Origin of the sequence: Streptomyces millisiae (assembly GCF_031845425.1) — a bacterium.
Classification (GTDB): domain Bacteria; phylum Actinomycetota; class Actinomycetes; order Streptomycetales; family Streptomycetaceae; genus Streptomyces; species Streptomyces millisiae.
Genome location: NZ_JAVREM010000101.1, coordinates 1 through 14,330, shown reverse-complemented (window position 1 = coordinate 14,330; position 14,330 = coordinate 1). Strand labels below are relative to the sequence as shown.

Genomic DNA, 14,330 nt, shown 5'->3' with positions numbered 1-14,330 from the left:
GGGAAAACCCCCGCGCCAAGCGCCGAGGCAGCCCCCGCCCCGCCAGGCGCGCGCCCCTTCGGGGCCCTCCCCCCGCCAGGGGGGCCCGTCAGAAACCGTGCGGCAGCCACGGCGCCACCGCCGAGGAGAACGCCGTCGCCGCCGGCGCCAACGCGCCGCCCCGCAGTTCCCGCACCAGGCCCGCCCCCGCCAGCGCCGCCAGCGACGCGTCGCCGAGGTAGGCCGCGCCCAGCGCCCGCACGTGCTCGAAGGAGAGGTCCGCCGGGTCCGTGGTCCGCTCGCACACCGCCCCCTCGGGGCCGCCGCTCAGCCGCCAGCGGCCCGTGTTCCAGGGGCACAGCTCGTCCTCGACCGCCAGCACCACGTCCACCTCCCGCGCGTACGTCCGGGCCGCGAGCGCCGCGCCCACGTCGACGGTCCGCACATGGAGCCGGTCGATGGTCCGCAGCTGGCAGCGGCGGATGTCGGAGACGAGGTGGAGCAGCGGGTCGTCCACCGGACGGTCCCGCAGTACCACGGTCGACATCAGGTCGGTCTCGCACAGGAAGCGCAGCAGCGCGCCGTACGCCGCCGGCTCGGCGGCCATCAGGTCGCGGACCAGCACGGTGCCGTCGGGCACCGTCGCCTCCCACTGCGGCTTGAGCGCGTACCGGGCGTAGCCGAGCAGCTCGCCGTCCCGCTCGGCCAGCACGCAGCGCAGCTCGGACGCGCCGTCCCGCTCGCGCGGCGGGTCGAGCAGCGGCAGCTTCTCCCAGCCGGGCTGGCGCGCCAGCATGCCGGGCCGGGTGGGGACGAGGCGCGCGTACAGCTCCTCACAGCGCGCCGCGGCCTCGGCCGGCGGCAGGACGGTGAGGGTGAGGTCGTCGGCGCCGGCCGGCGGGGCGACCCGGACCCGTGCCGTGTCGATGGTCGCCCGCATCGCGCGCGTCGCGACGCCGTAGCCGAAGCGCCCGTAGATCTGCTGTTCGGACGCGGTGAGGGCGGCCAGCGGCTCGCCCGCTTCGTGGAAGCCCTGGAGGGCCGACCGCATCATCCGCCGCAGCAGCCCGCGCCGCCGGTGGGTGGCGGCGACGCTGACCATCGTCACGCCGGCGGTCGGCACCGGGGTGCCGCCCGGTACCGTCATCCGGAAGGAGAAGGAGCTGAAGGAGCCGACGCTCCGGTCGCCGTCCCAGGCCGCGAGGGACCGATCGATTTCGGTCAGTTCTTGCCAGAGCGCACGTTCCTCGGGCGCTTTCGACACCCCGCCGAAAGCCCATTCGAGCCCGGCGAACCAGGCATCCCACTCCTTGTCCCGCAGACCGCGCAGCTCAATCGTCATATCACCATGCCTATCAGCGCGGTCAGTGCCGGGCGACACAATTTCCCCACCCCCGAATGTCCCGTACACGTATCCGAACCTGGCAAAGGTTCGACGCGCGACCGAACGGGTGGATAAGGTCCCTGGTCATGGCACGCGGCAGCGAGACTGCACCGAGGAGGGCCCGACGACACCAGGCCCAGAAGGCAGTGCACCGCGTCCGCACCCGGCTGCGCCGCTCGGCCGTCGACTACTTCCGCGGCGGCACCTCCGACTGGTGGGCCTTCGGCGCCCTGCTCGCCACTGTCCCGCTGCTGAGCCTGGCGACCGTCGCCTGGCCGGAATGGTGCCCGCCCGAGGCGCTCGTCCTGCCGCTGGTCGCCGGCGGCCTGCTGCTGCGCCCGGCCAGCCTGCTGGGCCTGTACGCCGTCGTCGCCACCGCCCTCGTGATGGAGACGGCGCTGATCGACACCGGCCGCGGCGTCCCCGACCCGGTCACCCCCGGCACCATCCTGGTGGTGGCGGCCGTCGCCCTCACCGGGCTGTTGATAGCCCAGTTCCGCAGCCGGGTCGGCGTGCCCTGGCGGCGCGGCGGCACCATGCTCTTCGACCTGCGCGAACGCATCCGCGCCCAGGGGGCGCTGCCGCCGCTGCCCAAGGGCTGGCACCGCGAGGTGTCGCTGCGGCCGGCCGGCGGGCAGTCGTTCTCCGGTGACTTCGTGGTCGCCGCCCGCACCGGCCCCGACCGCCGCACCCTGGAGGTCGTGCTCACCGACGTCTCGGGCAAGGGCATGGACGCGGCCTCCCGCTCGCTGCTGCTCTCCGGCGCCTTCGGCGGCCTGCTCGGCTCGCTGCCGCCGCACTCCTTCCTGCCCGCCGCCAACGGCTACCTGCTGCGGCAGAACTGGGACGAGGGCTTCGCCACCTCCGCCCACCTGGTGCTGGACCTGGACACCGGCGACTTCGAACTGCTGTCGGCCGGCCACCTGCCGGCCGTGCAGCTGAACGCGGGCACCGGCCGCTGGGAGGAGGTCAGCGCCGAGGGGCCGCTGCTCGGTGTCTACGACGGCGCCGAGTTCCACCCGGCCAAGGGCACGCTGCGCCGCGGCGACGTGCTGATGCTCTTCACGGACGGCCTGGTGGAGCGCTCCGACCGGGACATCTCCGAGGGCATCGACCGGCTGACCGGCGAGGCCGACCGCTACGTCACCACCGGCTTCCGCGGCGCCGCCTGGCATCTCATCGAGTCGGTGGCCAAGGACGTGAACGACGACCGCGCCCTGCTGATCATCGGTCGCGAGTAGCCGGCGGCGGGGGGTCACCCGGCGGGGCGGAATGTGCCCACGCGCCGCTGACGCCCCGACAGGCCGAGCTGAACTGCGCCGATGAGCGGGGTCCGGCGCGCGGCGCTGTGCGCCGATCGGCGGTGCGACCGGCGTCGCGGCGGATGCGGGACCCGCCGGGTGGGCGTTGGCTCGGAGCCATGAGCCACTCCATGAGACGACATCGGACCAGCGTCCCCGCCCGGCTCGCCCGCCGGGCGCTCGGCGGCGCCACGCTGGGCGCCGTGGTACTCGTCGGCCCCTGGACGGTCACGGCGGCCGGGCAGGAGCCCGGCGAGCGCGCCCTCCCGGCCCGCGCGCCGCAACACTCGCCCGACGTCCGGACGTTGGCCCATCCGGGCCCGCCCAGCGCCGCGCGGCGCGCCGCGTCGGGGCCGCTGCCCGTCTTCGACGCCGGCCGCCCCGAGACGACCGAGGCGCCCGGCGGTTGGACCAGCCCCGTCACCGGCTTCCCGATGACCGCGCGCTACGCCCAGCCGGGCGGCTGGGCCGCGGGGCACCACACGGGCGTGGACTTCGCCACCCCGGTCGGCACCCCGGTGCACAGCGTCGGCCCCGGCACGGTGCTGGTCGCCGAGGACTCCGGCTCCTACGGCAGGCACGTGGTGACGAGGATGGCCGACGGGCGGTTCGCCCTCTACGCCCACCTCGACGAGATCGCCGTCACCGCCGGGCAGTCGGTCGAGGGCGGCACCCGGATCGGCGACTCGGGCAACACCGGCAACAGCACGGGCCCGCACCTGCACTTCGAGGTACGGGCCGGCCGCGCCTACGGCACCGACGTCGATCCGATCGCCTACCTCGCCGCCCACGGCGTCGCCGTCGACGAGCGGGGCGAGGTCAGCCGGACCGCACCGGCCGCCGGCTCGCGGGACGCCGCGCCTCCTGCGTGAACGCCCAGTCCATCGAGGGCTCCACGAGGAAGCGGAAGGCCCGCCGCACCGGGCTCGTGCACAGCGCGGTGATGACGGCGGCGCCGATCAGGGTGACGGCCACATGGCCCGCCGGGGTGCCGACCCAGCCCGCCTCGTACCAGTCCCACCAGCGGGAGCCCTTGGCGATGAACCCGTGCAGGAGGTAGCCGTAGATGGTGCCGGCGCCGAGCGCCGTGAACCAGGTGGCGCGGGTCGGCACGAGTGCCAGGAAGGCCGCCGTCAGCACCAGGCCCGCGGCGAACAGGCCGAGCGTGGCCGCCACCCCGGCCCAGGCGTCGGCACCCATCTCCTGGGCGCTGTTGGTCCGGTAGAACCAGCTGTGCTCCACCTGGGGCGAGACCCAGAACGCGACGGCCAGACCGACCGCGAGCACCGCCACCGCCAGCGGGCGGGCGAACGGCCGGCGCAGCAGCTCGAAGTGCTCGGGCCGGAGCATGAGGCCGAGCACGAAGAACGGCAGGAACTGCAGCACCCGCTGGATGTTGAGGTCGTCCCCGAGGTGCGGCGAGACGGACGCGAGGGCCGCGATCACCAGCGCGATCGGCAGCGGCCAGCGGACGACCCGCCAGATCGGCGAGGTGAGCCGCCAGACGAAGAGCGCGATCAGGAACCAGGTGACGTAGTAGGGGTCGAGGAGGCTGAACGGGTAGTCCGGGTCGTCGTCACCCCAGCGCTTGAACAGGATGTAGCCGACCTCGAACAGCACGTACGGCAGGCCGATGCCGGTGATGAGGCGCTTGAGCTGTTCGGGGCGGCCGGTGTAGCCGCGTGAGAAGTAGCCCGCGAGCAGGATGAACGCGGGCATGTGGAAGGTGTAGACGAAGTCGTAGAGGGCGGCGGCGGTGCGCGAGTCACCGCGCAGTGGGGTCCACGCGTGCCCGATACCGACCAGCACGATCGCCAGGTACTTGGCGTTGTCGAAGTAGGGGTCCCGCGGCTTGACCCGAGGTGGACCGTCCGTGACCGTCGGTGGGGGGTCGGCCGCCGTGGCCCGAGCCGCGGGCAGGGAGGCTTCTTGATTACGGACGTGCAACATTGTCCGCACGATAGCGCTTCCCCGTCGCCTCCGTAAATTCACCCGCCGGCATGCCGCGCGACGCCAGGTGATCACGTCGGGGATTCGAAACCATTCCGTGAAAATCCATGGGACTTTCGGGGGAGTGGCCGAGATGTCACCCCTCCCATGCCCGGAATGAGGGGATGTGCCCGGCGTAAATGGGGCGTATCGACCGGCGCCTGTCGCCCCGTCGCCACGGACTCGCAGCCCGGGAATGGGATTTCGAGCGGGGCGCTCCGACTATCGGCGAACTCCCGTGAGATCGGCGGTGAATTCGCGGTGCGAAGCGGTCCGAGAGCTAACGGGCGGGTAACGGGCCGCCTCGGTACCCAGGGTGACCGGCGAGCGTGTGACGTGGCCGGACACGGCGTCATCGCCCTCCACGAGAGGCCCAGTTGATGGCACGATGGTCCCAGCGGGGGTGTGGCGGCCGTGGTCAAGCCCCTGAACGGAGCGAGGCGGACCTCTCGAAGGTGTGATCTGTTGTGGTTATCTCATTCTCCCTGGCCCTGCTGTTCGGAGTGATCATGTTCTTCATGATCCGGGGCGGCGCCATAAGGTGGGGACCGGCCATCGTGGCGATCCTCTTCGGCTTCTCCCTCGCCTCCACGGGCGCCGCCGACCCCATAAACGACTTCCTGACGTCGATCACCAACGGTGTCAACGACGTCGACGACTCCATCAACAGCTCGGGCGACTGACCGCCACGGCCGGCCATGACGAAGGCCCGGCCCCCCGAGGGGAGCCGGGCCCGGCTGAGCGGGCGACGGGAATCGAACCCGCGTAGCTGGTTTGGAAGACCAGGGCTCTACCATTGAGCTACGCCCGCGCTCGGCCGGACCAACACGCGTTCCGGCACGGGCAGCATCGTACCAGCGCGTCGTCCTGGCCGAACCGGGGAAAGACCCCGCGTGGGGCGCTGTACGCTACGAGGCGCGTCGTGAGCCACGACCACGGCGGGGTGTGGCGCAGCTTGGTAGCGCGTCCGCTTTGGGAGCGGAAGGCCGTCGGTTCGAATCCGGCCACCCCGACCACGTACTATGAGTAGCCTGCTCGGCCGCAGTGTGTCCGCCACCCGGCCGCCGCACAGGATCAGCTCGCAACCTCCCCAGATGTCAGCCCCAAGGAGACCTACCGTGAAGAGCGCCGTGGAGACCCTAAACCCCACCCGGGTTCGGCTCACTGTCGAGGTGCCCTTCGAGGAGCTCAAGCCCAGCCTCGACGCGGCGTACCGGAAGATCAACCAGCAGGTCCAGGTGCCCGGGTTCCGCAAGGGCAAGATCCCGGCGCGCATCATCGACCAGCGGTTCGGGCGCGGGGCTGTCCTGGAGGAGGCCGTCAACGACGCGCTCCCCAAGTTCTACACCGAGGCGGTCACCGAGGGTGACCTCAGCCCGCTCGGTCAGCCCGACGTGGACATCACCGAGCTCCGCGACAACGAGCTGCTGACCTTCACGGCCGAGGTCGACATCCGCCCCGAGATCACCATCCCCGACTACTCGGGCATCTCCGTGACGGTGGACGCCGTCGAGGTCGCCGACGAGGAGGTGGACGAGGTCGTCGACCGGCTGCGCGAGCGCTTCGCCTCCACCACCGTGGTCGAGCGCCCCGCCGCCGACGGCGACGTCGTGAAGATCGACCTGGAGGCCCGGGTCGACGGCGAGGTGCTGGAGGACGGCGTCGCCAACGGCGTCGACTACACCATCGGCTCGGGGCAGATGCTCGACGGGCTCGACGAGGCGGTCATCGGCCTGGAGGCCGGCTCCACCGCCACCTTCACCAGCGAGCTCAAGGGCGGCTCCGCGGCCGGCCGCGAGGCTGAGATCTCGGTCACCGTCACCACCGTCTCCGCCCGCGAACTGCCCGAGCTCGACGACGACTTCGCCCAGCTCGCCAGCGAGTTCGACACCCTGGACGAGCTGCGCGCCTCGCACCGTGAGCGGCTCGCCGAGGAGAAGAAGTACCAGCAGGCCACCGAGGCCCAGGAGAAGGTCCTCGACGCGCTGCTCGAGCTGGTCGAGGTGCCGATCCCGCAGAAGCTCCTCGCGGACGAGATCGAGACCCGCAAGCACAACCTGGAGCACCACCAGCTCGCCCAGCTCGGCATGGACCTCGAGGGCTACCTCAAGCTCCAGGAGAAGACGGCCGAGGAGTACGACGCGGAGCTCAAGGAGCAGTCCGAGAAGGGCATCCGCACCCAGTTCGTGCTCGACGAGATCGCCAAGGTCGAGAAGCTGAGCGTCAGCCAGGAGGAGCTCACCGAGCACCTGGTGCGCCGCTCGCAGTCGTCCGGCATGAGCCCGGACCAGTTCGCCAAGGCCGTGGTCGAGGGCGGCCAGGTCCAGGTGCTGGTCGGCGAGGTCCGCCGCGGCAAGGCGCTGGCCACCGTCGTCGAGTCGGTCACCGTCACCGACTCCGAGGGCAACGAGGTCCGGCTCGACGAGGACGAGGTCGAGGAGGCCGCCGAGGCCACCACCGAGTCCGCCGAGAGCGCGTCGGAGGCCGCCGGCGAGGGCGAGTCCGAGGCCAAGTCGCAGGACTGAGCAGGGCATCAGGGGCCGGGCGCGAGGCGCGTCCGGCCCCCTCTGCTCCCCGGGTGCGGCGCCGTCGACGCGCCACCCTGCGCTCACAGCGAACAGTTCCCTGGTCGGGATGGGTCCGTCAGCACCGCGCGTTAGGGTCCCTAGGTACAACCCAGATGTCGAGCGACGGTCAGGCGAAAGCCGGGCCGTTATGAGAATGAGCAGGTGGATACGTGACGCTCATGAAGCCCTCCGCCATGGCGGAGCCAACGCACGGCGGCCTCGGCGATCAGGTCTACAACCGGCTCCTCGACGAGCGGATCATCTTCCTCGGGCAGCCGGTCGACGATGACATCGCCAACCGGATCACCGCCCAGCTGCTGCTGCTGGCCGCGGATCCCGAGAAGGACATCTTCCTCTACATCAACAGCCCCGGTGGCTCGATCACGGCCGGCATGGCGATCTACGACACCATGCAGTACATCAAGAACGACGTGGTCACCATCGCCATGGGCCTCGCCGCCTCGATGGGCCAGTTCCTGCTGACCGCCGGCGCCCCCGGCAAGCGCTTCGCGCTGCCGAACGCCGAGGTGCTGATCCACCAGCCCTCGGCCGGCCTGGCCGGTTCCGCCTCGGACATCAAGATCCACGCGGAGCAGTTGCTGCGGACCAAGCGCAAGATGGCGAAGCTGTCCGCCCAGCACTCGGGTGTCAGCGAGGAGCAGTGGGAGCGCGACGCCGACCGGGACCGCTGGTTCAGCGCCGAGGAGGCCAGGGACTACGGCCTGCTCGACCGGGTCATCACCAGCGCCGCCGACATCACGGGCGGCGGCGGCACGGGCGCCTGATCGCCGGCACCACCGGCCGACCACAGCCCCGATCGCAGCCCAACACCAAGGCGGTAGAGAGAAGATGAACAACATCCCCGGTTCCGGTATCTACGACCGACTCCGCGCCGAGGGCCGCTACGTGGTCCCGCGCTTCGTCGAGCGCACCTCGCAGGGTGTGCGCGAGTACGACCCGTACGCCAAGCTCTTCGAGGAGCGGGTGATCTTCCTCGGCGTGCAGATCGACGACGCGTCGGCCAACGACGTGATGGCGCAGCTGCTGTGCCTGGAGTCGATGGACCCGGACCGCGACATCCAGATCTATATCAACAGCCCGGGCGGCTCGTTCACCGCGCTGACCGCCATCTACGACACCATGGAGTTCGTCAAGCCGGACATCCAGACGGTGTGCATGGGCCAGGCGGCCTCCGCCGCCGCGGTCCTGCTGGCGGCCGGCACCCGCGGCAAGCGGATGGCCCTGCCCAACGCGCGGATCCTGATCCACCAGCCGTACAGCGAGACCGGGCGCGGCCAGGTCTCCGACCTGGAGATCGCGGCCCGTGAGGTGCAGCGGATGCGGGTGCAGCTCGAGCAGATGCTGGCCAAGCACTCCAACACGCCGATCGAGCAGGTCCGCGACGACATCGAGCGGGACAAGATCCTCACCGCCGAGGAGGCCGTGAGCTACGGTCTGGTGGACCAGATCGTGACCACCCGCTCCACCACCGCGGTCTGAGCGCGGCCGCCCGGCCGCGTCACACCGTGCCACAAGGCACCACCTGGCACCACACCGTACGACCCAGTAACACACAACAGGCGACAACCGAGACGAACGACTGGCCGCCCCCTTTGGGCGGGAAGGCCCCGGCACCGGGGATTCCCGTCAAGGGGGGCCTATCCGCCGGGGCGACAAGGTACCGTCGTCTTCAGGCAAGCACGAGTGCACCGTCTCCCCGGCGGTGCGCAGGCGAAGGGGAAGCACCTCGTGGCACGCATCGGTGACGGCGGCGATCTGCTCAAGTGCTCGTTCTGCGGCAAAAGCCAGAAACAGGTGAAGAAGCTCATCGCGGGTCCGGGGGTCTACATCTGCGACGAGTGCATCGAGCTCTGCAACGAGATCATCGAGGAGGAGCTCGCCGAGTCCTCCGAGTCCGAGCTCGGTGAGCTGCCGAAGCCGCGGGAGATCTTCGACTTCCTGGAGAGCTACGTGGTGGGCCAGGAGGACGCCAAGAAGGCGCTCTCGGTGGCCGTCTACAACCACTACAAGCGGGTGCGGGCCAGCGAGGCCGACGGCCAGTCCAGGGACGAGGCCATCGAGCTCTCCAAGTCCAACATCCTGCTGCTCGGCCCCAGCGGCTCGGGGAAGACGCTGCTCGCCCAGACCCTGGCCAGGATGCTCAACGTCCCCTTCGCCATCACCGACGCCACCGCGCTCACCGAGGCCGGCTACGTCGGTGAGGACGTGGAGAACATCCTGCTCAAGCTGATCCAGGCGGCCGACTACGACATCAAGAAGGCCGAGCAGGGGATCATCTACATCGACGAGATCGACAAGGTCGCGCGCAAGAGCGAGAACCCGTCGATCACCAGGGACGTCTCCGGGGAAGGCGTCCAGCAGGCCCTGCTGAAGATCCTGGAGGGCACCACCGCCGCGGTGCCCCCGCAGGGCGGGCGCAAGCACCCGCACCAGGAGTTCCTGCAGATCGACACCTCCAACGTGCTCTTCATCGTGGGCGGCGCCTTCGCCGGCCTCGACGAGATCGTGCGCGCCAGGTCGGGCGCCCGCGGCATCGGCTTCGGCGCGGACATCCGCTCCAAGCGCGACCGCGGCTCGGCCGAGCTGCTGCGCGAGGCGCTCCCCGAGGACCTGGTCAAGTACGGCATGATCCCCGAGTTCATCGGCCGGCTGCCGGTGATCACCTCCGTGCAGAACCTGGACCGGGAGGCGCTGCTGCGGATCCTCGTCGAGCCGCGGAACGCGCTGGTCAAGCAGTACCAGCGGCTCTTCGAGATCGACGGCGTCGAGCTCGAGTTCACGCTGCCGGCGCTGGAGGCCATCGCCGACCAGGCGATCCTGCGCGGCACCGGCGCCCGGGCGCTGCGGGCGATCATCGAGGAGGTGCTGATGTCGGTGATGTACGAGGTTCCGTCCCGGCCCGACGTCGGCCAGGTGGTGATCACCGAGGACGTGGTCAGGTCCAACGTCAACCCGACGCTGGTGCCGCGGTCCCGGCTCGCCAAGCAGCGCGGCTCGGTGCCTCCGCACGAGAAGACGGCCTGAGGGCGGACCACGACGAAGGGCGGGGGCCCGACACCGGCTGACCGGTGTCGGGCCCCCGCCCTCGTGGTGGGTGCAGCGTCAGCCCTGGGTGCCGGTGTCCTCGCGGGCCCCCTCGGCGCCCTCGTCGATCGGCTGCAGCGCGTCGGCCCGCACCTGCGCGGTGTACTGGGCCACCTCCTCCAGCGGCGCCTCGACGGTGGCGCCGGTCGCGTTCTGCCGCTGCACGGCGGCGATGCCGACGGTGCTGTCGTCGGCCCACACGCACAGCGGGATCTGGATCGTCTGCTCGGTGGTCGGCTCCACGCCCGAGCCCTGCTGGCACTTCATCACGGCGCCGTCGAGCCCCTCGGGGTTCATCTCCTGCGGCTCGCCGATCAGCGTGAGCTCGGCGCCGCCCTGGTCGGCGACGCCCTCGGACGCGCCGTAGGCGAGCAGCGCGTCGACGGCCGCCTCCGGGTCCTCCACCGCGCCCCACATGCCGACGACCAGCATGCTGTTGATCACCCGGTCGCCCAGCTCGGACAGGTCCTGCATGCCGGCGAGCTCCTCGGGCGTGACGCCGCCGAGGTAGGTGCCGGTGGTGCCCTCGGCCTCCGCCATGCCGGCGGCCGCCAGCTCCTCCTCGGAGATGTCCTGGGTGCTCGACGCGGGGGCGGCCAGCGTGAAGTCGCCGGTGGTCTCGGGCAGGGCGAGCTGGTAGCGGGTGCCGTCCCCGCCGCCGGCGCCGTCCTCCTCGTCGTCACCGCCGACCAGCAGGAACGCGCCGCCGCCGATGACCGCGAGCGCCACGACGACGGCCGCCGCGATCAGCCCGGTCCGGTTCTTGCGGCCGCCGCCACCCTGCGAGGGGGCGCCGTAGGGCGGCGCCGGCTGGCCGGGCTGGGGGTAGGCGCCGGGCTGCGGCGGCTGCCCGTAGGGACCCGGCGGCGGGGGCGGCTGCTGCCCGTAGCCCCCCGGCTGCTGCTGCCCGTAGGGGTTCGGCGGCTGCGGCTGCGCGTAGCCGCCACCGGGCGGCGGGGGCGGCGCCGGCTGCGGTGACTGCTGCCCGTGGCCGCCGCCAGGCGATGCCGGCTGCGGCTGCCCATAGCCGCCGCCAGGCGGCGGGGGCGGCCCCGGCTGACCGTAGGGACCTGGCTGCCCGTAGGGGCCCGGCTCGTTGTGACTCATCTGCTTCCCCTTATGCGAGGCTGCTCAGGACTGCCTCCGCACATACTCTCGGACGCGACGCGGTTCTGTACATCTGACCCCGGGCCGCTCCCGAGCCCTCGGGAACTGATTCGAACTCGGCCCGCGGGGCCTCGTAGACTTCAGCCGTGACCGAGAACACCCAGCCTCCCGCGACCGGGCGACACGCCGCCCCAGCCGATCTGCCGACGCAGTACACGCCGGCCGACGTAGAGGGGAAGCTGTACGAGCGCTGGGTAGAGCGGGGCTACTTCACGGCGGACGCCAAGAGCGCCAAGGAGCCGTACACCATCGTCATCCCCCCGCCCAACGTCACCGGCAGCCTGCACCTGGGCCACGCCTTCGAGCACACCCTGATCGACGCCCTCACCCGCCGCAAGCGGATGCAGGGCTACGAGACGCTGTGGCAGCCGGGCATGGACCACGCCGGCATCGCCACGCAGAACGTGGTGGAGCGCGAGCTGGCCAAGGAGGGCAAGTCCCGCCACGACCTGGGCCGGGAGGCGTTCGTCGAGCGCGTCTGGCAGTGGAAGGCCGAGTCGGGCGGCCAGATCTCCGGGCAGATGCGGCGCCTCGGGGACGGCGTCGACTGGTCCCGCGAGCGGTTCACCATGGACGAGGGCCTGTCCCGCGCCGTCGGCACCATCTTCAAGCGGCTCTACGAGGACGGCCTGATCTACCGGGCCGAGCGCATCATCAACTGGTGCCCGCGCTGCCTCACCGCGCTCTCCGACATCGAGGTCGAGTACCAGGACGACGACGGCGAGCTGGTCTCCATCCGCTACGGGGAGGGCGAGGACTCGCTGGTCGTCGCCACCACGCGGGCCGAGACGATGCTCGGCGACACCGCGGTCGCCGTCCACCCGGACGACGCGCGGTACGCCCACCTCGTCGGCCGCACCGTCAGGCTGCCGCTGACGGACCGTGAGATCCCGGTCGTCGCCGACACGCACGTCGACCCCGAGTTCGGCACCGGCGCCGTCAAGGTCACGCCGGCCCACGACCCCAACGACTTCGAGATCGGCCGCCGCCACGGGCTGCCCCAGCTGACCGTGATGGACGAGCGCGGCAACATCACCGTCCACGGCCCCTTCCAGGGCCTCGACCGGTTCGAGGCGCGCTCGGCGGTCGTCGCCGCGCTGCGCGCCGAGGGCCGGATCGTCGCCGAGAAGCGGCCCTACACGCACGCCGTCGGCCACTGCTCGCGCTGCAAGACCACCGTCGAGCCGCGCGTCTCCCTCCAGTGGTGGGTCAAGGTCGCCCCGCTCGCCAAGGCCGCGGGGGACGCGGTCCGCGACGGCCGGGTCACCATCCACCCCAAGGAGATGTCCTCCCGCTACTTCGAGTGGGTCGACAACCTGCACGACTGGTGCATCTCCCGCCAGCTGTGGTGGGGCCACCGGATCCCGGTCTGGTACGGCCCCGACGGCGAGGTCGTCTGCGTCGGCCCCGACGAGGAGCCGCCGAGCGGCGAGGGCTGGCACCAGGACACCGACGTCCTGGACACCTGGTTCTCCTCCGGGCTCTGGCCGTTCTCCACGCTCGGCTGGCCCGAGCGCACCGAGAGCGTCGAGAAGTTCTATCCCAACTCCGTCCTGGTCACCGGCTACGACATCCTCTTCTTCTGGGTCGCCAGGATGATGATGTTCGGCCTCTACGCGATGGACGGCGTCCCGCCGTTCCGCACCATCGCCCTGCACGGCATGGTCCGCGACCAGTTCGGCAAGAAGATGTCCAAGTCCTTCGGCAACGCGGTCAACCCGCTGGACTGGATGGACGCCTACGGCTCGGACGCGGTCCGCTTCACCCTGGCCCGCGGCGCCAACCCGGGCGTCGACGTGCCGATCGGCGAGGACTGGGTCCAGGCCTCCCGCAACTTCGCCAACAAGATCTGGAACGCGACGCGCTTCGCGCTGCTCAACGGCGCCACCGTCGAGGGCCCGCTGCCGGCGCCCGAGGAGCTGTCCGCCACCGACCGCTGGATCCTCTCCCGGCTGAACTCGGTCGTCGCCGAGACCGACGCGCACTACGACGACTACCAGTTCGCCAAGCTCAGCGACGCGCTCTTCCACTTCGCCTGGGACGAGGTCTTCGACTGGTACGTCGAGCTCTCCAAGACGACGTTCGCCGCCGGCGGCCGCCCCGCCGAGGTCTCCCGCCGGGTGCTCGGCGAAGTCCTCGACGTCACGCTGCGCCTGCTGCACCCGGTGATCCCGTTCGTCACCGAGGAGCTGTGGACGACGCTGACCGGCGGCGAGTCCGTCGTCATCGCCGACTGGCCGGCCGACTCCGGCTTCCGCGACCAGGACGCCGAGCGGGAGATCGAGGCCGTCCAGCGGCTCGTCACCGAGGTCCGCAGGTTCCGCGCCGACCAGGGCCTCCAGCCCGGGCAGCGGGTGCCGGCCAGCCTGGACCTGGCCGACAGCGGGCTCGCCGCGCACGAGGAGGCGGTGCGGTCGCTGCTCCGCCTCCAGCCGGCCGGCGACGGCTTCACCGCCACCGCCACCCTGCCGGTCGCCGGGGTCACGGTCGCGCTCGACCTGTCGGGCGCGATCGACGTGGCCGCGGAGCGCAAGCGGCTCACCAAGGACCTGGCCGCCGCCGAGAAGGAGCTCGCCGGCACCAACGCCAAGCTCGGCAACGAGGCCTTCCTGGCCAAGGCGCCCGACCACGTGGTCGACAAGATCCGCACCCGGCGCGCCACCGCGGAGGCCGACATCGCCCGGATCACCGCCCAGCTCGCCAGGCTCCCCTAGGCCCAATGCCGGTGACTTAGGTAGTTGTGTCTCGTTGTCTTCGGTGTGGCGAGGGTGGGGCAGGTCGGGGTGCCTGCGGGTGAGCGGTTGTCGGACCGGATCGCGATCGGGGTGCTGACGCAGG

The 14,330-nt window shown here is 71.4% G+C and carries 11 protein-coding genes and 2 tRNA genes; 9 read left to right on the top strand and 4 right to left on the bottom strand.

Translation table 11 applies throughout. From position 1 onward, the window contains the following. Positions 1-88: 88 nt before the first annotated feature. Positions 89-1,321 (bottom strand): GNAT family N-acetyltransferase, encoded by a 1,233-nt coding sequence (locus tag RNC47_RS34080; RefSeq protein ID WP_311604508.1) that lies wholly within the window; start codon positions 1,319-1,321, stop codon positions 89-91. A 128-nt stretch (positions 1,322-1,449) separates the two neighbouring features. Between RNC47_RS34080 and RNC47_RS34075 the strand changes: the two genes are divergently transcribed. Then, on the top strand, positions 1,450-2,604 hold the full coding sequence (locus tag RNC47_RS34075; RefSeq protein WP_311604507.1) for a PP2C family protein-serine/threonine phosphatase: 1,155 nt from the start codon (positions 1,450-1,452) through the stop codon (positions 2,602-2,604). 191 nt (positions 2,605-2,795) lie between these two features. Continuing rightward, entirely contained in the window at positions 2,796-3,536 is a 741-nt protein-coding gene (locus RNC47_RS34070; RefSeq protein WP_311604505.1) for a M23 family metallopeptidase, read from the top strand. Here RNC47_RS34070 and RNC47_RS34065 read toward each other — a convergent pair. Continuing rightward, complete coding sequence (locus tag RNC47_RS34065) at positions 3,484-4,614, bottom strand: acyltransferase family protein (protein ID WP_311604503.1); 1,131 nt, start codon at positions 4,612-4,614, stop codon at positions 3,484-3,486. The genes RNC47_RS34070 and RNC47_RS34065 overlap by 53 nt on opposite strands. 506 nt (positions 4,615-5,120) lie before the next feature. On the opposite strand from RNC47_RS34065, the gene RNC47_RS34060 reads away from it, so the two are divergent. Next, the gene (locus tag RNC47_RS34060) at positions 5,121-5,336 is read left to right on the top strand and encodes a hypothetical protein (protein ID WP_132815626.1); all 216 of its coding nucleotides are present in this window, start codon (positions 5,121-5,123) and stop codon (positions 5,334-5,336) included. A 57-nt stretch (positions 5,337-5,393) separates the two neighbouring features. Here RNC47_RS34060 and RNC47_RS34055 read toward each other — a convergent pair. Continuing rightward, positions 5,394-5,464: transfer RNA gene (locus tag RNC47_RS34055), tRNA-Gly, on the bottom strand. A 128-nt stretch (positions 5,465-5,592) separates the two neighbouring features. Here RNC47_RS34055 and RNC47_RS34050 point away from each other — a divergent pair. From RNC47_RS34050 to clpX, 5 genes are all read left to right on the top strand, one after another. Beyond that, positions 5,593-5,669, top strand: a tRNA-Pro gene (locus tag RNC47_RS34050). Between the two features lie 102 nt (positions 5,670-5,771). Continuing rightward, positions 5,772-7,178 (top strand): trigger factor, encoded by a 1,407-nt coding sequence (gene tig, locus RNC47_RS34045; RefSeq protein ID WP_311604499.1) that lies wholly within the window; start codon positions 5,772-5,774, stop codon positions 7,176-7,178. A 212-nt stretch (positions 7,179-7,390) separates the two neighbouring features. Beyond that, positions 7,391-8,005: an ATP-dependent Clp protease proteolytic subunit gene (locus tag RNC47_RS34040; protein WP_387098982.1), complete on the top strand. Its 615-nt coding sequence runs from the start codon at positions 7,391-7,393 to the stop codon at positions 8,003-8,005. A gap of 64 nt (positions 8,006-8,069) precedes the next feature. After that, positions 8,070-8,720 (top strand): ATP-dependent Clp protease proteolytic subunit, encoded by a 651-nt coding sequence (locus RNC47_RS34035; protein WP_311604498.1) that lies wholly within the window; start codon positions 8,070-8,072, stop codon positions 8,718-8,720. A 249-nt stretch (positions 8,721-8,969) separates the two neighbouring features. Then, positions 8,970-10,265 (top strand): ATP-dependent Clp protease ATP-binding subunit ClpX, encoded by a 1,296-nt coding sequence (clpX, locus tag RNC47_RS34030; RefSeq protein WP_132930608.1) that lies wholly within the window; start codon positions 8,970-8,972, stop codon positions 10,263-10,265. Positions 10,266-10,343: 78 nt separating this feature from the next. Here clpX and RNC47_RS34025 read toward each other — a convergent pair whose 3' ends face one another. Further along, positions 10,344-11,432, bottom strand: a complete 1,089-nt coding sequence (locus RNC47_RS34025) for a hypothetical protein (RefSeq protein WP_311604496.1) — start codon at positions 11,430-11,432, stop codon at positions 10,344-10,346. A 146-nt stretch (positions 11,433-11,578) separates the two neighbouring features. On the opposite strand from RNC47_RS34025, the gene RNC47_RS34020 reads away from it, so the two are divergent. After that, complete coding sequence (locus RNC47_RS34020; RefSeq protein WP_311604495.1) at positions 11,579-14,206, top strand: valine--tRNA ligase; 2,628 nt, start codon at positions 11,579-11,581, stop codon at positions 14,204-14,206. Positions 14,207-14,330: the final 124 nt, after the last annotated feature.